At 62.6% G+C, this 23,464-nt stretch carries 18 protein-coding genes and 3 tRNA genes; 9 read left to right on the forward strand and 12 right to left on the reverse strand.

Going from position 1 to position 23,464, the window contains the following annotated elements; genetic code table 11:
* From ABD002_RS05335 to ABD002_RS05345, 3 genes are all read left to right on the forward strand, one after another.
* Nucleotides 1-1,059: a serine/threonine-protein kinase gene (locus ABD002_RS05335; RefSeq protein WP_343787938.1), complete on the forward strand. Its 1,059-nt coding sequence runs from the start codon at nt 1-3 to the stop codon at nt 1,057-1,059.
* Entirely contained in the window at nt 1,056-2,129 is a 1,074-nt protein-coding gene (locus ABD002_RS05340; protein WP_343787940.1) for a protein kinase domain-containing protein, read from the forward strand. The genes ABD002_RS05335 and ABD002_RS05340 overlap by 4 nt, the downstream gene beginning before the upstream one ends.
* A 199-nt stretch (nt 2,130-2,328) precedes the next feature.
* Complete coding sequence (locus tag ABD002_RS05345) at nt 2,329-3,549, forward strand: AlbA family DNA-binding domain-containing protein (protein WP_343787942.1); 1,221 nt, start codon at nt 2,329-2,331, stop codon at nt 3,547-3,549.
* A gap of 24 nt (nt 3,550-3,573) precedes the next feature.
* Here the strand turns inward: ABD002_RS05345 and ABD002_RS05350 are convergent, their stop codons facing one another.
* A complete protein-coding gene (locus ABD002_RS05350) occupies nt 3,574-4,785 on the reverse strand; it encodes a DUF4238 domain-containing protein (protein WP_343787944.1) in 1,212 nt (403 codons plus the stop codon).
* Between the two features lie 415 nt (nt 4,786-5,200).
* Here ABD002_RS05350 and ABD002_RS05355 point away from each other — a divergent pair, with 415 nt between their 5' ends.
* The gene (locus ABD002_RS05355) at nt 5,201-5,824 is read left to right on the forward strand and encodes a DUF2924 domain-containing protein (RefSeq protein WP_343787946.1); all 624 of its coding nucleotides are present in this window, start codon (nt 5,201-5,203) and stop codon (nt 5,822-5,824) included.
* Nucleotides 5,821-7,497: a recombinase family protein gene (locus tag ABD002_RS05360; protein WP_343787948.1), complete on the forward strand. Its 1,677-nt coding sequence runs from the start codon at nt 5,821-5,823 to the stop codon at nt 7,495-7,497. The genes ABD002_RS05355 and ABD002_RS05360 overlap by 4 nt, the downstream gene beginning before the upstream one ends.
* A 283-nt stretch (nt 7,498-7,780) precedes the next feature.
* On the opposite strand, the gene ABD002_RS05365 is transcribed toward ABD002_RS05360, so the two are convergent.
* The 5 genes from ABD002_RS05365 to ABD002_RS05385 form a co-directional block, all read right to left on the reverse strand.
* Nucleotides 7,781-7,857, reverse strand: a tRNA-Asp gene (locus ABD002_RS05365).
* A 61-nt stretch (nt 7,858-7,918) separates the two neighbouring features.
* A tRNA-Glu gene (locus ABD002_RS05370) sits at nt 7,919-7,994 on the reverse strand.
* 32 nt (nt 7,995-8,026) lie between these two features.
* Nucleotides 8,027-8,102, reverse strand: a tRNA-Ala gene (locus ABD002_RS05375).
* Between the two features lie 38 nt (nt 8,103-8,140).
* The gene (locus ABD002_RS05380) at nt 8,141-9,145 is read right to left on the reverse strand and encodes a hypothetical protein (protein ID WP_343787950.1); all 1,005 of its coding nucleotides are present in this window, start codon (nt 9,143-9,145) and stop codon (nt 8,141-8,143) included.
* 112 nt (nt 9,146-9,257) lie between these two features.
* Nucleotides 9,258-11,051: an ABCB family ABC transporter ATP-binding protein/permease gene (locus ABD002_RS05385; RefSeq protein ID WP_343787952.1), complete on the reverse strand. Its 1,794-nt coding sequence runs from the start codon at nt 11,049-11,051 to the stop codon at nt 9,258-9,260.
* Nucleotides 11,052-11,161: 110 nt separating this feature from the next.
* Between ABD002_RS05385 and ABD002_RS05390 the strand changes: the two genes are divergently transcribed.
* Nucleotides 11,162-11,662, forward strand: coding sequence for a DUF4399 domain-containing protein (locus tag ABD002_RS05390; protein ID WP_343787954.1), 501 nt, complete (start codon nt 11,162-11,164; stop codon nt 11,660-11,662).
* 116 nt (nt 11,663-11,778) lie between these two features.
* Here the strand turns inward: ABD002_RS05390 and ABD002_RS05395 are convergent, their stop codons facing one another.
* From ABD002_RS05395 to ABD002_RS05405, 3 genes are all read right to left on the reverse strand, one after another.
* The gene (locus tag ABD002_RS05395; RefSeq protein ID WP_343787956.1) at nt 11,779-13,587 is read right to left on the reverse strand and encodes a DUF885 domain-containing protein; all 1,809 of its coding nucleotides are present in this window, start codon (nt 13,585-13,587) and stop codon (nt 11,779-11,781) included.
* A 104-nt stretch (nt 13,588-13,691) separates the two neighbouring features.
* On the reverse strand, nt 13,692-15,695 hold the full coding sequence (locus tag ABD002_RS05400) for a bifunctional 2',3'-cyclic-nucleotide 2'-phosphodiesterase/3'-nucleotidase (RefSeq protein ID WP_343787958.1): 2,004 nt from the start codon (nt 15,693-15,695) through the stop codon (nt 13,692-13,694).
* 80 nt (nt 15,696-15,775) lie between these two features.
* Entirely contained in the window at nt 15,776-17,971 is a 2,196-nt protein-coding gene (locus ABD002_RS05405) for an EAL domain-containing protein (protein WP_343787960.1), read from the reverse strand.
* Nucleotides 17,972-18,189: 218 nt separating this feature from the next.
* Here ABD002_RS05405 and gltX point away from each other — a divergent pair, with 218 nt between their 5' ends.
* The 3 genes from gltX (at nt 18,190) to ABD002_RS05420 (ending at nt 20,611) form a co-directional block, all read left to right on the forward strand.
* Nucleotides 18,190-19,590: a glutamate--tRNA ligase gene (gene gltX / locus ABD002_RS05410; RefSeq protein WP_343787962.1), complete on the forward strand. Its 1,401-nt coding sequence runs from the start codon at nt 18,190-18,192 to the stop codon at nt 19,588-19,590.
* Entirely contained in the window at nt 19,587-19,997 is a 411-nt protein-coding gene (locus tag ABD002_RS05415; RefSeq protein WP_343787964.1) for a zinc ribbon domain-containing protein, read from the forward strand. Before gltX ends, ABD002_RS05415 begins: the two co-directional genes overlap by 4 nt.
* A 107-nt stretch (nt 19,998-20,104) precedes the next feature.
* Nucleotides 20,105-20,611 carry a transcriptional repressor gene (locus ABD002_RS05420; RefSeq protein WP_343787966.1) on the forward strand — a complete coding sequence of 169 codons (507 nt, stop codon included), beginning with the start codon at nt 20,105-20,107 and terminating at the stop codon, nt 20,609-20,611.
* Nucleotides 20,612-20,747: 136 nt separating this feature from the next.
* On the opposite strand, the gene ABD002_RS05425 is transcribed toward ABD002_RS05420, so the two are convergent.
* The 3 genes from ABD002_RS05425 to ABD002_RS05435 form a co-directional block, all read right to left on the reverse strand.
* Nucleotides 20,748-21,500, reverse strand: a complete 753-nt coding sequence (locus tag ABD002_RS05425; RefSeq protein WP_343787968.1) for a DUF2182 domain-containing protein — start codon at nt 21,498-21,500, stop codon at nt 20,748-20,750.
* 43 nt (nt 21,501-21,543) lie between these two features.
* Nucleotides 21,544-22,179: a DUF1326 domain-containing protein gene (locus tag ABD002_RS05430; protein WP_343787970.1), complete on the reverse strand. Its 636-nt coding sequence runs from the start codon at nt 22,177-22,179 to the stop codon at nt 21,544-21,546.
* Between the two features lie 79 nt (nt 22,180-22,258).
* Entirely contained in the window at nt 22,259-23,371 is a 1,113-nt protein-coding gene (locus tag ABD002_RS05435) for an ABC transporter ATP-binding protein (protein ID WP_343787972.1), read from the reverse strand.
* Between the last annotated feature and the right edge of the window lie 93 nt (nt 23,372-23,464).

The following is a 23,464-nucleotide window of genomic DNA, read 5'->3' on the forward strand; positions in this document are numbered from 1 at the left end:
ATGACCAAGTTGGGGGGGCGCTACACAGTTCTAGGGAAGGCACTGTCAGGCGGCATGGGCGCTGTCTATCCCTGCACCGACGACATCCTTGACCGAAAGGTCGCCGTCAAAGTGATGCAGGAATCCGCAGAAGCAAGGCGGCTCGTCGATGAAATCTCAGCGCTTCTGAAGCTTCGGTCCAAGCACGTCGTGCAGGTCTACGACATTTTGCAACTTGACGCCAACACCATTGGTGTTGTTCAGGAGTTTATCGAAGGAACGGACCTCTTCGACGATAGTACGAAGGCTACTTCGCCTGAGGCTCTTTACAAGCAACTTTGGCAAATCGCATCCGGGATCGCCAATATTCACGAGGCTGGCGTGATCCATCGGGACATCAAGCTCAATAACATGAAACTTGATGGCGAAGGTATCATCAAGATCTTTGACTTCGGCCTAGCTCGGGACGAAGGTCCCGCGGCATCGACCATGGGCTTTGTCGGTACGAAGTGGTTCGCGGCACCTGAGCTTTACGGAACCAAGGTGCAGTTCAGCACGGCCGTTGATACGTACGCGTTCGGGGTTTGTGCAACTTACCTGATCACCCGAAATCTTCCCGAAGAACTTGGACGGCAGCCCCCTGTGGCAATGCCAGTGGGCTACCTCAATGCTGAAGGTGGCGGAATCGCACCCGATATCATTTCCCTGATTGAAGCGTGCCTAGCTGCTAACCCCGTTGATCGACCGAGCATGCAGCAAGTTCGAGATACGCTAGCGAAGCATCTCTTGTTCGATCGACATCAAGCGCTTGTCGTTTACAAAGGGAACGCTTCATATCTCAACGCGTCGAACCGTGTGGTCTCGGCGAAGCTCCCCGGCATGGGTAGCATCACGATCACCTACGACGGGATGAACTTCGTGGTCGCCGACGTGCAAGGCGATGTGTTCATAAATTATGGCAAGACAGTAAAGGGGCAGGCACTTCCCGGCTCTTGCGTCGTCGCACTCGGAGGCCCCGACAAAGGAGCGAGTCGTCGTTACGTTACGTTCGATCTCGCATCGCCGGAGGTTGTTTTGTGAATGGCCCCCTGAAACCGCTTGACCTTATCGGAGGTCGATACGAAGTCGATCACTATATGGCCGAAGGCGGTATGCAGTATGTCTATTTAGCGAAGGACACGCTTACTAATCGACAAGTGGCGCTGAAGACCCCGAAGAACAGCTCGGCCGAGAAGCGATTTCGGCGCAGCGCGATTGTGGCTGCAAAAGTCAATCATCCAAACGTGGCCAAGACGCTTGACTATGTTAGGGAAGGCGAAGCGCGCTACCTCATCGAAGAATTGATCGCAGGCGAAGACCTCTCGCGTGCTCTGTTGAAGCGCACCAAATTCTTGGACCCCTATCTCGCGGCAAGAGTGTTTCACCATCTTGCCAAGGGCATAGCTGCTGCCCATCACGTCGATGTGGTTCATCGCGATCTCAAACCATCAAATGTGATGGTCTCTGGCGGCTATGACATGCATGAAGTCAAGGTGACCGACTTTGGGATCGCCAAGCTTGCCAAAGAGGAGCTTGAAGAAGCGGCCGAGGGCGGTCCAAATACAATGTCGATGTCACAGACGGCGGTCGGGGCGCTTCCATATATGGCGCCGGAGGCCATTGAAACGCCGAAGGAAGTTACGACCGCGGCCGATATCTGGTCTCTCGGCGCAATGATGTTCCACATGCTCGCCGGCGAAACGCCTTTTGGATCTGGTTTGCGAGCCGTAAAAAAGATTACGGCTGTCGAGATCGCTCCGCCACCGCGATTCCTCACGGAGAATCCTCAGTTTGCTGCGCTCGCGAAGCAGGTTCTGGAACTGTCGTTGTCATGCATGAAGCGCGAGCCAGACGAGCGCCCTCGCGCTGACGCGTTGGTAGAGCAGTGTGGAGCGCTCTGCTACAACTCGGAGCTTCGAATTTTCGGGACCGTCCGCCGAATGGATTACGGCAAGTACGGGTTCATCAACTCGGACGGCGGCGATGTCTTCTTTCACATCGATAGTTTTTACGGACCAGATCGCCCGAAGGTGGGAGACAGAGTAATGTTTTCCCGCTATCCGGGGGGTGGGGCGCCACGCGCCTATCCAATGGTCAAAGTAGGACCGTAGGTTGGATTCAATTGATCGATGCAACACACTGAAGACTGCTTAGGCGGCAGGAGTGTTGCAGATGAGGTACAGGACCAGAATCCAGTGCACCGAAAGCCAGAAGTCTCAGATGTGGGACCGATGGTAGCAACGTGAGTCCCTACATCAGATCGCGCAACTGTATGACCGGCACGATACTTCTGTTCGTCAAGGACTAACTATGACCAACGATGAACAGTTGGAACGGTTGCGCTACAAGGGCGAAGGGGCGGACCTGGACTTCAAGCAAGCGCAGTACCGGTTCATCGGTTGCAGCGACCACGAGAAGAGCGAACTCCTCAAGGACATCCTGGCGATGGCCAACGCTTACCGCGACGGGCCTGGTTACATTTTGGTCGGATTCAAGGACCAGACGCCGCACCCAGCGGAGGTCGTTGGTATCTCGTCGGAACACATCGACGATGCCTCTCTCCAGCAGTTCGTCAACAGCAAGGTGCAGCCCAAGCTGGACTTCCGCTACGAGGAACGGCTGTTCGATGGAAAAACGGTAGCCGTCATCGTCATCCCGAAGCAGCAACGGCCATTCTACCTCACCAAGGACTACGGAAAGTTGGGCAAATCTGTGGTGTACGTTCGTCGGGGAAGCTCAACGGACGAAGCGTCACCATCGGAGGTAGCCAAGATGGGGCGGGACGACACCGAAAAAGGTAGGCCTCGCATTGAGTTGTCCATAGAAGATGAGCAGAACCGACCGTTGCCGAATAGCTTCGAGTTGACGTTCATCCGTTTTGACAACGATGGGTTACCGGACTACGAGAATAACGTGAGGATGAATGTCGGGGGTGTGGTCCATACGATGCCATCGCCGGTACCTGTCAATCGCCACTATTGGCGCGATGGGGCGGACTATCATTCGGTCCTGAGCCGACTAATCCAGGCGAGGCTATCTCTCACCAATCGGTCGGATTTCTCTCTCAGCGATGCAAAGCTGGAAGTGACTTGCATTACCCCTGATGGGGGGCAGGTGGTGATGATGCGAGCCGGCCACCTTCCCAAAGAACCCGATTCGCGTGACAGGAGTCTGTTTCGGGTGACACCAGCCGCATTTCAGCATCTGAATGAGCGTATTACGGTGGATGATCGTGGCTCTGAATCCGTGTGCCATGTTCGCTTGGGGAATTTGTTGCCTGGAGAGACGGGGCGCGCGCAGGACGATTTGGCGATCCTTCCGACGGGACCTGGCGGCTACAAGCTTCGAGTTCGGATATTGGCCGGCGAGATCAATTATCCCATTGTGGAAGAACATACGATGGAGGTGTCGGGTCCAGTCCGCGAAATGGGGTTCAAGAATCTGAAAGGCCTGATGCTCGCTAAGTATCGAAAAGGCAATGCAGCTTCTTCGTCAGCCGCTACGCGCGCTGACGAAAAAGCCCTCGAGTGAAGTCAAACTGCGTGGTGTAAGTAGCTAACCTGCAAAGGCCTTCAATATATCTTTGCGTATTCCCGGAATTCGGCTCAAAGCAACAGGTCCCAAAAAAGCACGTCCGCCTTCCGATAGTCTGGAATGGAGATCCGGATAATTTTCGCGCAAGGCGAGAATCAGTTTGCTGTCTGACTTGTCCCCATTTGCTTCCTCATAGGCTTCGAGCGAACAAGTCAGCTCTGGATGGCGTGGAAAAGGACGGCGCGCGAGAATGCCCCACATTTTTTTAACGCGCTTTGGAAGCGCCCGAAGAAATGAAAGCTTCATGGACAGCTGAGCACAGGATGGTGATAGTGCGAGAACCCGCCGCTGTCCGCCGCGCTCCTTCACTATTGTTTCGAACGTGACATTTCGCTGCAAAGCGCGAACACGTTTAGCCAGTGTGTAGGCAGCAAGTATCTCCTCGTGCGGCTGGCCGGGGGAGTAATACAGGACTCGAGTTGCGTTGGCGGCAGTCAGTGCATTCAGCGAGGATACGTCGGAAAGAGATGGGTGTATGACGAGTTGATTGGCGCGTAGCCTTGCGCTGTACATGTTTCGATCGAACAGCAGAACGGCGCGGGCAGGAGAAATGGGCAGAAACACCACAAGGCCGGGACTACTGTAAGCGGTGGCGCCGCCATGCTTGAGGTCGAACAGAGCATCGTTATGAAAGGACACCGGTGCATCTGACGCGATAAACGCTTCGGCGGAGTCGTTCACCAGTACTAGAGGCTGCAGATCGAGAAGATAAGGCCAAGCGCTTAGATGAATTTGTAGAGATCTCAGCACGTGCTGATCATGTGAAGGCTCCGGCTGCCTCGGTGGAGTCTTCCCAATCTCGGCGTAAGCTCGCTGTTTGAAATCCTCCATCAGTGACAACGCTTCTTCGTGATCAGTGGCGGCGGATGTAGTTCGGCCACGCTGCAATGCGATGAAGAACAACAAGTCTCGATGCCCGTTGGACATCACTGGCGGAAGAGTCTCCTGTTCATCGATGAAACGGAGCAGCGCACTCCACTGACCTTCAAGTTGGCCGAGAAGCTTCTCCAGTTCAGGGCCCCGGCCATACATGTATCGTCGCTGGGCTTGACCTTTGATTGAAGCTCGTTCGATGAAGCGGTTAGGTGGGATAAACGTGCCGACTGAAGCAGCATCAGAAGAAAAACGCCGCAGGTAAAACTGCGGCACAAAGTGCTGATCGGCGTTTTTCACCGGCTGCCGTGACGCGTATGAGGTTTCCGCAGGCTACTCAGTCCGGGGCCTGAAAGCTATCGTTCGCGTATGACTTACTGGGGTCGAAAGCGGCTCCCCAGTGGTGGGGTTGCCTCAACGAATCATGGCGGTGCGATTTGGCGTCTACGGCTCAGCCGATCTGCGCGAACGACGGAAGAGTGATTCGCTGATCGCCCTGGCGCGCTCGACGAGTGATTGGATCGCCCACGCCGAGTCCTGAATCGCGGGGTCTGTGTCCGCCTCCATCAGCAGCGCTGCGATCGCAATGGCTTGGGTGCAACATTGATCATGTTCGTCAGCATGCTTGACGGACGGCCGTATCGGAAGAATGGTGCGTTGATTTCGCTTGGACGTTCCGCGTGCCACGCTATGCTCCTTCCACCAAGGCCATGAATTGGCCGATGACGCTATTGACGCTCGTGTGGCCACCGAATGCCAGTTCTGGTGTGCGGCCCGGTTGGCTGTTGGCAACTGCTGTTGCGTTGCGACATGTCCGATTCGCTTTTTGCGACACACCGAGCGTCAATGTCCATGGTTCGAACCGGAGTTCACCATGGGCCGTCTACGCTGTTCGCTGGCTGATCTTCCTGACCTTGACCTCGATGATCTGACTTCGTTGTGGTCGAAGGTCTTCGGCTCCTCGCCGCCGCCCGGCGCCAAGCGCGAGCTGTGGGTCCGGCTGCTCGCCTATGGCATGCAAGAGCGTGCGCACGGCTCGCTCCCGCGAGCATCCCAGAAGGGCTTGAATGCGTTGACTCAGTTGAAGGATGACCGATCCTCGACCGCGTCGGCAGAACATGGATCTCCGACATTGCGTCTCGGTGCTCGCCTGGTTCGTAGCTGGAACGGCGCCACGCACGAGGTCACGGTGCTCGAACGCGGCTTCGCCTATCGCGGCAGGCAATACCGAAGCCTCAGCGAGATCGCCGAGGCCATCACTGGCGCACATTGGTCCGGCCCTCGCTTCTTCGGTCTCAGGAAGTCTCGGGCGAAGTCCGCCGAGAGGGCTTCCGCATGAACCGCTTACTTCGCTGCGCGATCTACACTCGTAAGTCCTCGGAGGAGGGGCTCGAACAAGACTTCAACTCGCTTGACGCCCAGCGCGAAGCCTGCGCGGCGTACATCCAGAGTCAACGTCACGAAGGTTGGAAGCTCGTTCCGATTCGGTACGACGACGGCGGCTTCTCCGGTGGCAACCTCGATCGACCAGCACTCACGCAGCTCCTTGCCGATCTCGACGCCAGCAAGATCGACCTCATCGTCGTCTACAAGGTCGACCGGTTGACGCGCTCCCTGAGCGACTTCGCCAAGCTGGTCGATCGGCTCGATGCGCGTGGCGCCTCGTTCGTCTCCGTCACACAGTCGTTCAACACGACGACGTCGATGGGTCGACTGACCCTCAACGTCCTCCTGTCGTTTGCCCAGTTCGAGCGCGAGGTCACCGGTGAGCGCATCCGGGACAAGATCGCCGCTTCGAAGAAGAAAGGCATGTGGATGGGCGGCTACGTGCCCAATGGCTACGACTGCATCGATCGACGGTTGGTGGTCAACGAACGTGAAGCACGACACGTCCAACGGATCTTCGAGCTCTATCGGGATCTTGGCAACGTTGAGAAGTTGAAGGCAGAGCTGGCCGCTGAAGGGATCACTAGCAAATTCAGGACACGCCGGAATGGAGAAGAGAAGGGCGGCTGCGCCTTCTCGAACGGTGCGCTATTCGCGATTCTCGGCAATCGTATCTACCGGGGTGAGATCAGCCACAAGGGGCAGATCCATGCGGGCCAACACGAGCCGATCATCGACGATGAGCTCTGGAGCGCTGTCCAGGCAACTCGACAGCGTACCCGTCAGCGTGCGGCCGGCGCCGAGCGCGCCAAGCCGACGAGTTCCTTGCGGGGCCTGATCACGGATGAACTCTGGCGACGCTATGAGCCGGTCCACACCACGAAGGGCGGCCGGCGCTACCGGTACTACGTCTCTCGCAAACAGGACGACGCCGGCCATGACCGCAAGCAGGGACGCCTACCGGCTGAGGCCTTGGAACAGCACGTCGCGGACCGGCTGGCGACCTATCTCGCTAGCCCGGACGAATTGTTCGATACCCTGACGAGCGCCGAAGACGATGCGGCTTGCCGGGAGCATCTCCTGAGCGCCGTCCGACGACGGACAGCAGGGCGCGATCGCGAGCAGGTGGATTGGACGTTGTATCGATCTGTACTGACTCAGATCGTTGTGCGACCGGCTTCCATTGACCTCCTGATCAGCCGGCAGGGTGTACGAAATCTCCTCGGTGTGAATCAGCCAGATGAGTCTCCGGCAACGTTCACGCTTCGCATTGACGCGCGGCTGTATCGGACCGGTCACGACCTGCGGCTGGTCGTAAACAATGGTCCTGTCGGTAATGAAGCCGGCGTTGTCGACAAAGCTCTGCTCAAGCTGATCGCTCGCGGCCGGCGCTGGTACGAGCAGCTGACGTTCGGACAGCGCTCATCGCTACGGGAGATTGCCCAGGCCGAGAAACTCGACGAGCGCTACGTCGCCCGGATCCTGTACGGATCGCTCTTGGCGCCGGACATCATCGAGAAGGTCATTCAGGGCAGGCAGCCGGTCGAATTTACGGTGAAATCCCTGAAGCGCTTCCCGCCGCTGGACTGGGACGAGCAGCGACGCCTCTACGGCATGCCGCGCTGAGGCGCGGACCTTACTGCCAACGTTCTTCCGCATCGCATTGAGTTGTGTTCGTGCGCGTCTGCATTGACTGAAAGACAGCAGACACCCGTGCTAACCCGGTAGTCAGTCCAGGCGAGCAGAAGAGGGGACCGGACTCGCGAAAGTCGATGGCAGAGACAGGCGGCAGAATTCGGGGCAGGGCAGCGGCAATGGTTGAAAAGAGTCCGGTCGCAATCGTCGGAATCCCGCACGTGGCGCATAAAAAAGCCGGTTTGGAGATTAGGTCTCCAAACCGGCGGGTGTGTGGCGGAGCGGACGGGACTCGAACCCGCGACCTCCGGCGTGACAGGCCAGCATTCTAACCAGCTGAACTACCGCTCCGCGTTTTGCTGCTCAAACATGCACATCCTGTGCACTTGTTCCTTGTTCGCCCTTCACCTTCTGGCGTCCCCAAGGGGATTCGAACCCCTGTTACTGCCGTGAAAGGGCGGTGTCCTAGGCCTCTAGACGATGGGGACGCTTAGGAAAACCGAAAACCAAAAAACTTAACTGGTGGAGCCAGCCGGGATCGAACCGGCGACCTCTACAATGCCATTGTAGCGCTCTCCCAGCTGAGCTATGGCCCCGAGAGAGCGCGACAGAATAGTGACCGATCGGGCGTTCGTCAACTCATTGCGGAAGTTTTTTTCATACGGGCGAACAGGCCGCTGCGGCTGGCGTCGTCAGTCGGTCGCACGGCGGCCTCCTGTTCGACGAAGCCGATCGCGCGATAGGCGTTGACGAAGTCGGAGACTTCGGCGATGGTCGCGCCGCTTTCGCTGGCGATTTCGTCGAGCGTGCACGACTGCTTCAGCATCATGGTCGCGATGCGGAAGTGCTTCGGGAACTCGCGCTCGCTGCGTGGCCAGCGCGAAAGCTTGAAACGCGCGTTCACGTCGAGATCCGCCTCAAGTCGTCCGGCGCCGCGCAGCAGGTGCACGAGCCATTGCAGGCGCGCGTACGGTTCACCTGGCGTGGCGGCGATCGCCGCCTGGAATTCCAGGTCGTTGAGGGCCTTCACCTCATTCTCGGCCAACGCGCGCGTGCACCAGCCGGACAGCGCCTTCAGGGTTGCCGTGGTGTGCCAGACGCGCTTGCGCGGATCCAGCAACAGGGTCGGCAGGCCTTCGGCGGTCAGGCGCAGGAGGCCCGGCACGGGCGAGTTCGCCTCGAGAAGATCGGCCAGTTGCAGGCTCCGCGGCGCAGGCGGCGCGGGAACGGGTTCCGGCTTGGCCGCGATCGGTTCGGGGGCCGCGCGGACGGGTGTCACCGGCTCAGGCGCAGGTGCAGCTTGCGGCGGGTGGCCGGTCAGTCCGGCGCCGACACGGTTGAGCAAGGCGACCAGGTCCGCGGCGGCGATCGGCTTGCGCAGCCAGAGTTCGGCCTCGTACGCCTCGGGTGCGGTCGTGAACGCGGCGGCCAGCCGGTTGCTCGATTGCGCCTTCAACCAGTCCATGTGGCCGTACACCGACTCGGCGTCGATTAGCAGCAGGTCGGCACTTGCATGATCACCGGTGCGCCAGCGGGCTTGCAGGCTGCCGCGTTGATTGTCGATCAGACGGTTGATATCGGCCGCGGCCTCGGCGGCAGCGCCGACGACGCAGACGGTGAGCAACTTGGGAATATTCAAGGATTGTCCCCTGGTGAACGAGCGGCCGGGGTCAAGCAAGGAACATGCCTGCGCAACAAAAACGACACAGCCCGTGCGGAGCCGGTCGAGCGGGCGAATCTGACGGTCAGTGTCAGGCTTGGACGGCGACGACGGATTCAGTAGCCGTCGCGCGCTCGCGCTGCTGCAAGGCCCACAGGTGCGCGTAGTGGCCGCGCTCGGCCAGCAGTTCCTCGTGCGTGCCGCGCTCGACGACGTGGCCGCGTTCGAGCACGAGGATCTGGTCGGCATCGACGATCGTGGACAGCCGATGCGCGATGACCAGCGTGCTGCGTCCGCGCGCGATCTCGGCGAGTTCGGCCTGGATGATCTTCTCGGTGCGCGTGTCGAGTGCCGAAGTTGCCTCATCGAATACGAGGATCGCCGGATTCTTCAGCAAGGTGCGCGCGATCGCGACGCGCTGCTTCTCGCCACCGGAGAGTTTCAGGCCGCGCTCGCCGACGCCGGTCTCGTAGCCTTGCGGCAGCGATTCGATGAACGCATGGATATGTGCCGCCTTCGCGGCTGCGATCACTTCCTCGCGGCTCGCATCGGGGCGCCCGTAGGCGATGTTGTAGTAGATCGTGTCGTTGAACAGCACGGTGTCCTGCGGCACGATGCCGATCGCCGCGCGCAAGGACGCCTGCGTGACGTCGCGGATGTCCTGGCCGTCGATCGTGATGCGGCCGCCGTTGACGTCGTAGAAACGGAACAGCAGACGTGCCAGCGTGGACTTTCCGGCACCGGTGGTGCCGACCACCGCGACCGTGTGTCCGGCCGGGATGCGGAAATCGATGCCGCGCAGGATCGGGCGCGCCGGGTCGTAGTGGAAATCGACGTGCTCGAAGTGCACCTCGCCGCCGTGTACAGGAAGCGGCGTCGCGCCCGGCTGGTCCTCGACCTCGCGCTGCTCGCCGAGCAGCACGAACATGCGCTCGATGTTGATCAGCGCCTGTTTGACCTGGCGGTAAACCATGCCGAGATAGTTGAGCGGGATCGAGAGCTGGACGAGGAATGCATTGACCAGCACGAAGTCGCCCAACGTCATCGTGCCCGCGATGACGCCCGCGGACGCGCGCCACAGCAGCAGGGTCAGCCCGATCGCGACGATACCTGCCTGGCCGATGTTCAGGACGGCCAGCGTCTTCAGGCTCTTGACGGTCGAGTCCTCGAGCTTGACCAGGCTCGCGTCATAGCGACCGAACTCGTGGCGCTCATTGCCGAAGTACTTGACCGTCTCGTAGTTGAGCAGCGAATCGACTGCACGCTCGTTCGCTTCGGTGTCGGCCGCGTTCGCGGCGCGGTAGTAGCGCATGCGCCATTCGGTGATCGAGAACGTGAACGCGATGTAGGCGGCGAGCGTGGCCAGGGTAATCGCAGTGAACGTCCAGTCGAAGCGCGCGATCAGGATGCCGCAGACCAGCGCGATCTCGAGCAGAGTCGGCAGGATCGTGTAGATCGTCCAGTCGAGCAGGTCCGAAGTCGCCGTCATGCCGCGTTCGACGTCACGCGCCACGCCCCCGGTGCGGCGATCGAGATGGAAGCGAAGCGACAGCGCATGCAGATGCTCGAACACGCGCAGCGTGATCGTCCGCGAAGTGCGCGCGAGCACCCGCGCGAACACGATCTGGCGCAGTTCCTGGAACAGCGAGGTCGACAGCCGCAGCGCGCCGTAGACGACCAGCAGCATCAGCGGGATCAACAGCGGCTTCGGGGTCAGGTCGAGCCGGTCGATCAGGCTCTTCATGACCAGCGGCACGCCAATGTTCGCGAGCTTGGCGGCGACCAGGAACAGCAGCGCGATACCTACGCGCACCCGGTAGCGCCAGACCTCGGGCCAGAGGCGGCGGATGATCGAGAACGCGCTGGTGGATCGGGTGTCGCTCATGGGCAGCCTGTCGTGGATCGGTCTCGAGGTGGGGGCGCCGGCGCAATTAACAATCCGATCAGCGCGGCCGGCGCTATGATTCGGCCTTCATCGCGAACGGAGGAACGATCATGCGCCCGATTTCGATGTTTGCCGCCGCGCTCGTGCTGGGCAGCGGCCTGGCCGCGGCCGCGCAGCAGGCGGCGCCGCCTGCTGCGCAGGAGGAAGAGCATGCGGCGGCTCATCCCGCCGCGGCGCCGGCGGGGATGGCGATGTGCGAGAAGGCGCCGCATCACGCCCGGGTCTTCTTCATCGCGCCGAAGAACGGCGCGACGGTCGGGCAGGATGTGCCGGTCAAGTTCGGCGTGGAGGGCATCGCGGTCGCACCGAGCAGCGACGCGAAACCGGGCAGCGGCCACCATCACCTGCTGATCGACGCCAAGGAACTTCCACCGCTCGATGCGCCGATCCCGAACGACGCGACGCACAAGCACTACGGCAAGGGCCAGACCGAGGACACGATCCACCTCGAGCCCGGCACGCATACGCTGCAGCTCGACTTCGCCGATGCGAAGCACCTGCAGTTCGACCCGCCGATCGTGTCGAAGAAGATCACGATCCACGTCAAGTGAGTTCAGGATGAACTCATCCCGTGCAGGCCATGGATGGCCGGTGACACGGGATCCAGCGCCTGAAAACGCTTTATACCAGCGTCCCGGCGAAGGCCGGGACGCCCTCGGAGCGGCCTTCAGTCGATCGCCTCATCGAACATCAGCTCGCGTGCGTAGCGCACCGGCGGTGAGCCGAACGACAGCACGGTATCGTGGTAGCGCTTGAGGTCGAATTTGTCGGCCCAGCGCTTTTCCGCTTCGCGGCGCAGGTCCAAGTGCTCCTGCCAGCCGACGAAATAGGTCGGGAGCTGAGCCGACGTCAGTTGCGCGCGCACCCACTTGCCGGCGGCCTCGCGCTCCTGCTGGAAGGTCTTGACGGTCATCAGCTGCATCGCCTGCTCACGTGTCATGCCGTCGACGTGGATCGCCTGATCGAGTATCGCGTTCGCGATCGCGCGCAGATCCCACTTGAGGTGCACGAGATGGTACAGCGGGTCGCTGTCCAGATAGCCTTCATCCACCATCAGTTTCTCGCCATACACGGCCCAGCCTTCGACGAACGAGCCGGAGGAGAGCACCGCGCGCAGCACCGAGGGATACTTGTTGGAATGCCAGAGCTGCAGGTAGTGGCCCGGCATGGCCTCGTGGATCGTCAGTTCCTCGATCGACCGCGTGTTGTACTCGCGCAGGAAAGAATCGACCTGCTTGCGCGTCCAGTCGCCCGGAATCGGCGACACCGCATAGAACGTGTCGAGTCCCTTGTCGAGCGGTCCGGGCGAATCGCAATAGGCAAGCGCGACGCCGCGCTGGAACTCCGGCATCGGGATGATCTTGACCGGCGCATCCGGCAGGCTGACGAAGTTCTTCGCGCGCACGAAGGCGGTCGCCTTCGCCAGCGCGGTTTCCGCGGTCGAAACGACCTCGTCCCGCGCCGGGCGATCGGCATAGGCCAGTTCCAGGGCCGCCTGGATCGCCTTCTGTTGCTGTGCTTCGCTCGGATGCTCCGGCAGCGGCGGCGCCTTCGGCTTGCCGGCCAGAACCTTGCGCGCGATCGCGTACATCTCGGTACGCGTGCTGGCGAGCGCGGCTTCGGCGCGCTGACGGATGTCCTGCCGTCCGAGCGGAGAGTTCAGCGCGAACGCCAGCTTGGCGTCGTAGAGCGCGGCGCCGATGCGGAAGTCGCCCTTCGCGTTCGGAACCAGTTGCCGGTCGATCCAGGTCTGGTTCTCGTCGACGGCCTTGCGCAGGCCGGCAATCGCGTTCTCGAGCCTCTTCCGGTCGGCTTCCGGCAGTTCGCCGGCGTGCGGAACGATCAGGCCATCGACGAGGCTGAGCACGCCCTTGTTCTGCTTGGATACGGTGTCGGCATGGATCTTCGGCACGCGGGCCGGATCGAGGTTCGCACGCATCTGCGCGAACAGCACGGGCAGCTTCTCCATGCGCGCGGTCGCCGAGCGCAGGCGGTCCGGCATGGGCGCGAAGTCGCGTGCCATCAGGTTGTAGAGCGCGCCACCCGCCAGCTGGCTGTAGATCTGCGGATCCCAGGCCCACCCTTGCAGGGTCTCGCTGGCCCAGATATCGGAACGCAGCTGGTTGTGCAGGATGCTGTAGTCGACCTGGTTTTCGCGTGACAGCCGTGTGCGGTCGAGCTGGTCGAGTTCAGCCAGCATGCCGCGCGAGAAATCGAGGTCGCGCTTGCGTCCCTCGGCACTGAGGTCATCGAGTTCAGCGTCGAAGCGATGATCGCCGATCTGCGTCGCGCTGATCGGACTCGCGCGCATGGAGCCGTCGAGCCAGCGCGCCGAGAGATCGGCGAATCGGGTGTCTGCCGTCGGCGCGGTAGCCACGGCGGTCGCGCTTTTCTGAGTGGCGGGTTTCGGCGGTGTCGCGGTCGAACACGCCGCGAGTAGGACGCAAAGCGGCAGCAGGCGCAGCAGACGGGACATGGAGGACTCCTCGGCGCGGCGGAAGCGGCGACTCTACATCAGCCGCACATCGGGACGCACCAGCGGCCGGCAACACCCGGGGCGGCGTGCGCTGCCGTCCGCCGTCAAGGAGTCGGGAAGTCGACCGCGTAGATCGCGCTGCCGTCGCCGTTGTCCATGAGCTGGCGCACCTTGCCGAGGCCGGCGCGACGGGCGAGGTCGAGCTTGCCCGCGGCCGAGGTGAAGATCACCGGTCCGGCCATTGTGACGGGGACAAACCGCCAGTTGCGGTTCGCGCCGTCCTCGGCGCGCGTCAGGTGTCGGTGCTGTTTCACCCATTCGATCAGCACGTCGCGATTCGCGTCCGGCGCGGACAGCACGATGTTGCTGCCGTCGAGCCCGGGGAAATGACCGCCACCGCTGGCGCGGTAGTTATTCGTGACGACGATGAACGGCTGCGCCGGATCGACGGGCTTGCCGCGGTAGCGCAGCTCGCGGATGCGCGAGCCAGCGGGCTGCGTCACGTCGATCGCGTAGGTCAGACCATTCTGGATCACGTCGAAGTTGTAACCGGAAAATTTGCGGTTGATCAGTTCCTGCGCTTCGGCCTTCGCGGGGTCGATGCGATTGAAGCGTTCGGCCGCACGTTCCAGCCAGCGCTTCAGGATCGCACCGTCGATCTTCACCGCGGTCAGCGTGTTCGGATACAGGTAGAGGTCGGCCGCGTGGCGGATCGCGAGTGGCCCGGCCGGGATGTCGGTGTAGTCGTTCGCGCCGCCGAAACCGCCCTTGAACGGCGCCGCCGCCGACAGCAGCGGCACGTCCTTGTACTGCGGCAGGTTCTCTTCGATATAGCGTTTCGCATAGTCGTGCTGCGCGGCATTGACCGGCTGCAGTGCGGTCACGTCGCCGACGTCGGCGAAGTACGTTGTCATCGCAAAATCGCTGTCGCCGATCGGCTGCGAGACGTAGGCGATCGTCGCCTCATGCGTCTGCTGCACGAGCTGGGCGATCTGCGGGTCGGGCGCGACGAAGCTGCCATCCGGCTTCCTGATGTCGCGAACCTCCGAGTGCGTCGCCGCAGGATCGATCTGCCAACGGCCGTCGCGGCGGACCAGGGCGAGGTCGATCACGCCGAGGCTCTTGCCCCAGAAGTTGTCCATCACGGTCGGTTTGCCGTGCACGAAGCCGCGCTGGTTGTCGACGTCGGGCAGGTTCGCGAAACGCGATTTCGCATTGCCCGGATCGGGGAAGGGCACATGCGAATGGCCGAGCAGCAGCGCATCGATGCCGGGTTCCTGCGACAGGTACCAGTTCGCGTTCTCCATCGTGCTGCCGTACGGTGAGACGTCGAGTCCGCCATGCGAGATCGCGATGACGAGGTCGACGCTCTGCGCGCGCAGCTTCGGCAGGTATTCGCGCGCGGCTTCGACCAGCCCCTTGGTGGTGACCTTGCCTTCGAGATTGCGCTTGTCCCAGTCCATGATCAGCGGCGGCGTGAAGCCGATGATGCCGATGCGGATCGGCGCCTCGGTTTCGCGCCCGTTCGCGTCGCGCAGCTTGAGCGTGCGGTCGAGCACGGCGTAGGGCGGATAGATCGGCTGGTTGTCGCGGGCGCTGAACACGTTCGACAGCACCAGCGGATAGTGCGGCCCCGCGCAAGGCTTCGAGGCCACGCCTTCGGCATTCATCGGCCGGCCGGTGACCTGGGCGAGATAAGGCAGCCCGTAGTTGAATTCATGGTTGCCGATCGTGCCGCCGTCATAGCCGAGCGCGTCCATCACGCGGTACATCGCGAGTTCCTCGCCGCAGCCGACCGGCTTCACCAGCGCCTGGTAGTCGGCCAGTGCGGTGCCCTGGATCGTGTCGCCGGCGTCGAACAGCAGGGTGTTCGGGAACTCCGTGCGCGCTTGCCTGACCAAGGTCGCCATGCGTTCGAAGCCAAGCGACGGGTCCGCGGCGACGCGGTAGTAGTCGAAGCTGAGGATGTTCGAGTGGATGTCGGTCGATTCGAGGATCGCGAGCCGCGCGTGCGTGCCGTCAGCGACACGCGGGTGGGGCGGGGTCGATGCGCAGGCGCCAACCAACAGGATCGAAAGGCAGACGGAAATGCGCAAGGCAAGGGGCATGATCGTATCGCCGGATCTCGGGGGCCCTCAATGATCGCATGTAAATGTGCGACGTCCGTTACGCAGCGCACCGAGGACCATCACGTTCGGTGAGCGGCGCTGCTGGCGGAAGCGAATTCGCCCTTCGTTTTCAGCAAGACATCGATAGGCATCGGTGTGCCGAAATAGTCGCCCTGGCCCCAATCCACAGCGAGCTCCTGCATGCATTTCGCGATTTCGCCGTTCTCCACATACTCCGCCACCGTCTGTGCGCCGTAGGCGCGCGCCACCGCCACGGACGCGCGAACCAGTTCGTAGTCACGCGAGCGGGTGGCAACGCCACGTACGAACGACCCATCGATCTTGACGATGTCGAAGGGCAGTTCGCGCAGACGTTCGAAACTCTGAGTGCCAACGCCAAAATCGTCGAGTGCGATGTGGCAGCCGCGGTCGCGCAGATCGCCGATCAGGCGCCGCGCGTCACTGAAGCGCTCTATCACTTCGGTTTCGGTGACTTCGAAACTCAGCGACGCGGGGGCAAGCGGCGCCGCATCGATCAAGCCGAGCAAGGTTTCACGGAAACTGTCCGAGATAATGCTGCGCCCAGTCAGATTGATGCCCAGGCGCGGCAGCTCCTCCAGGTCGCTGGAGTGCGCGCGCAGCCAGCCGAACAGATAATCGATCACGGCCAGGTCGAGTTCCACCGAGCGGCCGCGCGCTTCGAGTTCGTGAATGAAGGTGCCCGGCATGAGCAATTTTCCGTCAGCGCGGCCGAGCCGACACAGGATCTCGCCATAGCATATGGGTTGGTCCTGCGCTTCTCCGATTCTCCTGATGGGGTGGAAGAACAAGTGGATCTCGCGTGCGCGCAAATGCGCCAATGCCAGCGATGCAACGGCCATGGCATCGCGATTGGCGGAGCTTGTATCCACCAGCAGAGCGGGCCGTGCGAAAACCGGATGGGTCTCGCCGCGCAATGTCGCATCCTGCGCCGCCGTCGAGGCGGCATCCAGCGCTGCATCGATCTGTTCGGGCAGCGTACCTTTGAGGGCTGCTACGCCAAGATACGGTGTGAGCCTCAGGTTCTCACCTGCGCAGTGGAAGTCGTAGCGTTCCACGCGTTGCAGCACGACATCCCACTGCACGGGAGCGGTGCAATTGCGCGCCAGCAGTGCGAATTGACCTGTTCCCATGTGGTAGCTGTCGACGCAATCGGAAAGATGCTGGGTGACGCCTTGCATCAGTGATTCCTGTGCGCGCAGGCCGAAGCCACCGGCCAGACGATCGAGGTTCGCGAGCGTCAGGTAGGCAATTTCCGTCGGTGGCGATGTTGCGCTGCCAAGCTCGGCGCACAGACCATTCAAGTTGCGCAACCCGGTGATCGCTTCGTGCTGCGATTCTTCACGCAAGTGATCGAGGAGACGGTCGCGGTCGCGCTTCATGACCACCAGCACCACCATGAGCAATTGCAATACGCACAGCTCGAATGCGACTTTGACCAGCCCCAGGACCCCGATCGCCTCGCCCATGCGTGGCGTGGATTGCGCCAGCGAGAACAACAGCAGCAACTGCGTCGACATCAGGATCGCCATGACCACGCGGGACCGAAACTGCAGCACGCAACCCGTCAGGATGGCCACGAGCGCGAAGCGCTGGTCGAGTATCGCTGCGAGCAAATCCTTGCTGGCGCCCGCGCGGTCCAGGTCGAACGTGGCAAGCAAATTGATGCACAGACCGACCAGCAGCACCGCGCTGACGACTCCATAGAAATCCCGGAAGCGTCTGAGGTCCTGAGCGCGCTCGGTCATCAGCACCAGCAACGGCAAGGTGACCACCGATACACCGAAGTGTTTGGCGAACAGGGTCTGAACCCCGTCATTGAGAGCGGCGTAAGTATCCAAGTCGGCCTGCGAGACCAGATAGCCGGCGCACGCCCAGCCGAGCGGATACAGCAACAGGCCGAACAGGGCGAATCGAGCCACGTCGCCGCGGCCGACACTCTGCTGCGAAACCGGGCGCGGCCAGCCCATGAGACCGGCGCACCAGACGGTCCAGCCGTACATCACGAAGAGAAAAAACGGTGCCGCGAGCAGACTTGCCGGTCCGTAGTCGAACGTCCATGCGCGCCACAACCAGCCAGCCCCCGAGAAGACGAATGCGCTGCGCAGATAGATGCGGTCCGGGCACGCCATTGCCAGCGCCAGTAGAAGCCCGGTATGCAGATGCACCAGCGATGCCGCCGCGTGAACGCCAAACAAGTCGAGTTGATAGCTGACTGGCCACTGCTGCAGGGCCAAGGCAGCGAATCCGGCGAGCAGGGCCCGCGAAACGCGATTGTTGGGAACGTTCATGCGCTCTAGCGAAGCCCCGCGGAGAGCCGCCTGGAAGGAGTGTAACGTAGGCGTCATTCCGAATGTGCGCCGACTGACCGCTTGTCGAATGCAGGTGTGACGTGCTCACCACTTGCCGCCAGTCCGGTAAACTTGCGCCCCGCATTTCCGGCCCTTTGCAACCGATGACCGTCCGCACCCGCTTCGCCCCGAGTCCCACCGGCTACCTGCACATCGGCGGTGCGCGCACCGCGCTGTACTGCTGGCTGGAGGCACGGCACCGCGGCGGCGAATTCATCCTGCGCATCGAGGACACCGATCGCGAACGCTCGACCCAGGAAGCGGTGCAGGCGATCCTCGACGGCATGAACTGGCTCGGCCTGAGCCACGACGAGGGGCCGTACTACCAGACCCTGCGCATGGATCGCTACCGCCAGGTCGCCGAGGATCTGCTCAAGGCCGGCAAGGCGTACTACGCCTACGAGAGCAAGGAAGAAATCGAGGCCATGCGCAACGCGGCGATGGCCGCAGGCATGAAGCCCCGTTACAACGGCTTCTATCGTGAGAAGAACGAGCCGCTGCGCGACGATCCGAACCGCGTGCTGCGTTTCAAGAACCCGAGCGCCGGCAGCGTGGTGTTCGACGACAAGGTCAAGGGCCGCATCGAGTGGAGCAACGAGGAACTCGACGACCTCGTGCTGATCCGTTCCGACGGTTTCCCGACCTACAACTTCGCGGTCGTCGTCGACGACATCGACATGAAGATCACCGACGTGATCCGCGGCGACGACCACGTCAACAATACGCCGCGCCAGGTCAACATCTACCACGCGCTCGGCGCCGACGTGCCGAGCTTTGCGCACCTGCCGATGATCCTCGGCCCGGACGGCCAGAAGCTCAGCAAGCGTCACGGCGCGGTCAGTGTGATGCAGTATCGCGACGACGGCTTCCTGCCGCATGCGCTGCTGAACTATCTGGTCCGGCTCGGCTGGTCGCACGGCGACCAGGAGATCTTCTCGGTCGAGCAGATGGTCGAGTTGTTCGATGCAGCCGATGTGAACAAGTCCGCCTCGCGCTTCGATCTCGAGAAACTCTCGTGGCTGAACCAGCAATACCTGAAGAGCGATGATCCGCTCGAGATCGCGCCGCATTTCGAATGGCAGTTGCGCGCGGCCGGCATCGATCCGGCGAGCGGCCCCGATCCGGTCGACGTGATCGTTGCGCTGCGCGACCGCGCGAAGACGCTGAAGGAAATGGCAGAGAAGGCGAGGGTCTGGTACACGCCGCTCGAACACTATGACGAACAGGCGGTCGCCAAGCACCTGAAGACGTCGACCGCGCGTGCCGCGCTGGAAGCCGCACACGCGCAATTCGCCGGGCTGGCGGAGTGGAAGGTCGAGGGCATCCACGCCGCGATCGAGGCCGCTGCGGCATCGATCGGCGAGGGCATGGGCAAGGTCGCGCAGCCGCTGCGAGTGGCGCTGACCGGCACCCAGGTTTCACCGTCGATCGACCACACCGTGTTCCTCGCCGGACGCGATGAGGCATTGCGACGCATCGAGGCCGCGCTCGCGCGCGTTGGATGAAGTCCACGATGACGCTCGAATGCAGCTTCAGTGCGTTGGCGAATCTGGATCAGAGCGATCCGGACGCGGTGCAGGCGCTGCTGCATGCGTGTACCAGCACGTTGCTCGATCCGCTGCTCTGGAAATGGGCACTGCTCATCACCCTGGGCTGTGCGGTGGTCGGTGCGGTAATCGGCGTCGCGAAGGGGCGCTGGCTCGCCGGCCTGCTGTGGGGGGCGGCGCTGGGACCGATCGGCTGGCTGGTCATTGCATTGTCGAAGTCGGGGCATCCGGAATGCCCGGAATGCGGGCGGCCGAACGTGCCGAACGCGAAAGCGTGTCGCCACTGCGGGGTCAATCTGCGCGCGGCCGCGCTGATGTCCGAGCGCGCTCGGCTGAAGCGCAACGACAGTGGGCGTGGCTGGTAGTGCTTGAGCGCGCTTGATCGCGTCCGATGAGGCCCCAACTCCTTGATACGCAAACCGGTTCGCCGCGCTAAGATGCGTTGCAGCCGCATCGATCGCCATCACCAGCCATGTCGCAGACCGCCGCCCATCGCCACAGCCATCACGACCATGGTCACGACGCGGGTGCGTTCGTCGACGCGGTCGCGAGCGCCTGCGAATTGCGTGGTCTGCGCCTGACCCCGCTGCGCCTGCGCGTGCTCGAACTGATCGCGGCGGAATCCAAGCCGGTAAAGGCCTACGATCTGCTCGACCGGCTCAAGGACGAACACAGCGGCGCCGCGCCGCCGACGGTTTATCGCGCGCTCGATTTCCTGCTCGAGAACCGCTTCATCCACAAACTCGAATCGATCAACGCGTTCGTCGGCTGCCATCATCCGAACGAGGTGCACCAGGTTCCGTTCCTGATCTGCGACGTCTGTGCGAACGCGGTCGAGGTCTGTGACGAGCGCGTCTCCAAACTGCTCAACGAACAGGCGCGTGAGCGCGGTTTTCGCCCGCGCGCGCAGACACTCGAGATGCACGGCGTCTGCGCGAATTGCCGCGAGGCAGCGGATCGGAAGTCGCCGGCATCCTGAGTACCGGCGCGTGTGCCGGAATGCTTGAAGCGATCGCTGGCGAAAGCGCGAGTGCGTTGCGAGCGCTTGAACAGGATTTCGGCACAGCCGGAGCCGCGCACCAGACGGCTTTTTCAGCCACGCGCTTGCAGCGCGTTCACAAACTGCGCCAAGCGATCCCGCAGGCGACGAGGATCAGCAGTGTGCCACCCAGGCGACCGCCGCGCATACCGAACGGCGCGAGTTTTTCCAGCAGCACGGCGAGCGTGAGCGCTGCGATCCACGCAAGGTTCATCACGCCGCCGACGAACAGCAGCAGCATCAGCGCCCAGCAGCAGCCCAGGCAATACAGGCCGTGGCGCCAGCCCAGCCGCAGCGCGCCGCGCCATCCGGGGCGCCAGTTTGCGGCGATGTACGCGGCCGGCGAGCGGCAGCGATCGAGGCAGCGGCGCTTGAGCGGTGTCCACTGGTACAGGCCAGCGACCAGCAGCAACGCGGCGCCCATCGCCGCGCTGTGCAGGCGCATCATCGGCGTCATCGCGGCAGCGACCGCCAGACGCCATTGCAGCAGCGTGGCGAACAGGCTGAAAACGCACCAGGCCAGCAGGTATCCGCTGACGAAAACACCGGTGCGGCGCACGGGCGCCGGCAGGCGCGTGTCGCTGCGCGCGATGCCGGCGTAGAGCAGGATGGCCGGTATCGCCGAGGGCAGCATCATGCCGATCATCATCACCGTCCACATGCCGAATATCAGCAGGCCATAACGCAGATCCCAGCGGGTGGTCATCATCCACGCCGCCAGACCGCGCATATCGCCCTGCATATCGAGCGCCGCGGGCACCAGCCATGCCCAGCACAGCAGCACCGCGGCGACCAGTCCAAGCCCGACCCAAAGCCGGTCGCGCGTCATGGATGTCCCGAAGGCGGACACCGCGCCGCTCACGACGGAATGATCACCTCAGCACACCGCGTGTGCTCCAGTGGATGCGCGCGAGATGTGCATGCGAACCGTCGAACGCCAGTTCGATCGGCGCATCGGAACGGGCTCTGCCGCTGGCGAATTCGGCCTCGGTAAACTCGAAGCCGTTCGGAAGGGTCAGGCGTGCCTGCTGGGCGTCGCCGGTGACCGGGTTCCTGATCGGCTCGACGCTGGCTTCGAGCAATCCGGGCACGCGCACCCGCGCGCTGCGCGCATCAACGTCGATCGCGAGATCGATCGGTTTGAACTGAGTTGGCAGAAACCGCGTCACCGTGGTGCTGAACACCTGCCAGATCAGGCTGCCCGGCTCGGTTTCCTTGCCGTGAGAAATGGCCTCGATGGCTGCGCGCTGGGCGTCGTCGGCGCGTTCGTCGATGACGGTCATGAACGTGCCGTTGCCCTGATGCACGGCGCCCGGCCACGCGGCGAGAATGCCCCAGCGCAGGCCGTCGAGTTTCATCGCGCCGAAGTGGCCGCGATCGATCTGGATGAACGCGTGCGCGCGGCAGTGACCTTTGTCGGGCAGCGAGTTGAACTGGCAGGGGCAACCCCAGTTGCAATTGCAGTTGCCCAGTTCCGTGCCGTGCATTTCCCATTCGACGAACGCCATGGCGATCCCCTCGATGCGGAAGTTGTGCTCAGTCTACTCGCCGCCGGATCCGGCACCAGCGAACCGCGATCCAGGTGCGCTATGTGTGCACATTGATGCGTTTTTCAGTTTGCGCATCGAACAGATGCATGCGCGCTGGCCGGAAGGCCAGCGTCAGTTCCGTGCCGAGCGCCGGGACCTCCTGCGGCGGCACGCGCGCGACCAGCGTGTGCTCGCCGAAGCGCAGGTTGAGAAAGATCTCGTTGCCGACCGGTTCGACGAGTTCGAGGCGGGCGCGGATCGTCGCCGTGCCAGCCGCGGCGACGGTGCCGTCGACGATCGCGAAATCCTCTGGACGCAGGCCGACGACCAGTTCGCCGCCGACGTCGCGCGCGCCGAAGCTCCCTTCGCCGGCCCGCGCGAGCGGCAGGCGTACGTTGCCGAGGTCGAGTTTCGCGCCATCCGCCGCGATCACGCGGCCTCGAAACACATTCATCGCCGGGCTGCCGATGAAACCGGCGACGAACAGGTTGGCCGGTCGTTCGTACAGTCGCATCGGCGTGTCAATCTGCTGGATCTCGCCATCCTTCATCACCACGATGCGCTGACCAAGCGTCATGGCCTCGATCTGATCGTGGGTGACATAGATCATCGTCGCGTCGAGGCTGCGGTGCAGCTTGGTGATCTCGACGCGCGTGGACAGGCGCAGTTTCGCGTCGAGGTTCGACAGCGGCTCGTCGAGCAGGAACACCGCGGGTTTGCGCACCAGCGCGCGGCCGAGCGCGACCCGCTGGCGCTGGCCGCCGGAAAGCTGCGCTGGTTTCTGATCGAGCAGGCGCGCGAGATCGAGCATCGCCGCGGCTTCGGCGACCCTGCGTTCGATTTCGGCGTGCGGCGCACCGCGCAGTTTGAGACCGAACGCGAGATTCGCGGCCACGCTCATGTGCGGATACAGCGCGTAGTTCTGGAACACCATCGCGATGTCGCGGTCGCGCGGTGAGACCTCGTTGACGACGCGCTCGCCGATCATGAGCGTGCCGGACGTGATCGCCTCGAGGCCTGCGATCATGCGCAGCAACGTGGACTTGCCGCAGCCGGACGGCCCGACCAGCACCAGCAGTTCGCCGTGTGCGACCTCGAAGCTCGCGCCGGCGACGCCGACGTGGCCGTTGCCGTAGACCTTTCGCACCGACTCCAGACGCACTTTCGCCATGCGCGGATGCTCCTCGTGAAAGGCCGCTCGAGTCGCGCGAATCGCGGAGCGACTGGCGTTCGGCTATCCTGCGGACGACGCAATGTAGTCGTT

It is taken from the genome of Dokdonella soli, assembly GCF_039523175.1.
Classification (GTDB): Bacteria; Pseudomonadota; Gammaproteobacteria; order Xanthomonadales; family Rhodanobacteraceae; genus Dokdonella_A; species Dokdonella_A soli.

Excerpts from the sequence above, each read along its gene's own strand:
- ABD002_RS05360 (WP_343787948.1), top strand. The coding sequence starts at position 5,821 with ATGAACCGCTTACTTCGCTGCGCGATCTACACTCGTAAGTCCTCGGAG.
- ABD002_RS05400 (WP_343787958.1), bottom strand. The coding sequence starts at position 15,695 with ATGCCCCTTGCCTTGCGCATTTCCGTCTGCCTTTCGATCCTGTTGGTT.
- ABD002_RS05345 (WP_343787942.1), top strand. The coding sequence starts at position 2,329 with ATGACCAACGATGAACAGTTGGAACGGTTGCGCTACAAGGGCGAAGGG.
- ABD002_RS05420 (WP_343787966.1), top strand. The coding sequence starts at position 20,105 with ATGTCGCAGACCGCCGCCCATCGCCACAGCCATCACGACCATGGTCAC.
- ABD002_RS05385 (WP_343787952.1), bottom strand. The coding sequence starts at position 11,051 with ATGAGCGACACCCGATCCACCAGCGCGTTCTCGATCATCCGCCGCCTC.
- ABD002_RS05395 (WP_343787956.1), bottom strand. The coding sequence starts at position 13,587 with ATGTCCCGTCTGCTGCGCCTGCTGCCGCTTTGCGTCCTACTCGCGGCG.
- ABD002_RS05415 (WP_343787964.1), top strand. The coding sequence starts at position 19,587 with ATGAAGTCCACGATGACGCTCGAATGCAGCTTCAGTGCGTTGGCGAAT.
- ABD002_RS05390 (WP_343787954.1), top strand. The coding sequence starts at position 11,162 with ATGCGCCCGATTTCGATGTTTGCCGCCGCGCTCGTGCTGGGCAGCGGC.
- ABD002_RS05335 (WP_343787938.1), top strand. The coding sequence starts at position 1 with ATGACCAAGTTGGGGGGGCGCTACACAGTTCTAGGGAAGGCACTGTCA.
- gltX (WP_343787962.1), top strand. The coding sequence starts at position 18,190 with ATGACCGTCCGCACCCGCTTCGCCCCGAGTCCCACCGGCTACCTGCAC.
- ABD002_RS05430 (WP_343787970.1), bottom strand. The coding sequence starts at position 22,179 with ATGGCGTTCGTCGAATGGGAAATGCACGGCACGGAACTGGGCAACTGC.
- ABD002_RS05425 (WP_343787968.1), bottom strand. The coding sequence starts at position 21,500 with ATGACGCGCGACCGGCTTTGGGTCGGGCTTGGACTGGTCGCCGCGGTG.
- ABD002_RS05435 (WP_343787972.1), bottom strand. The coding sequence starts at position 23,371 with ATGGCGAAAGTGCGTCTGGAGTCGGTGCGAAAGGTCTACGGCAACGGC.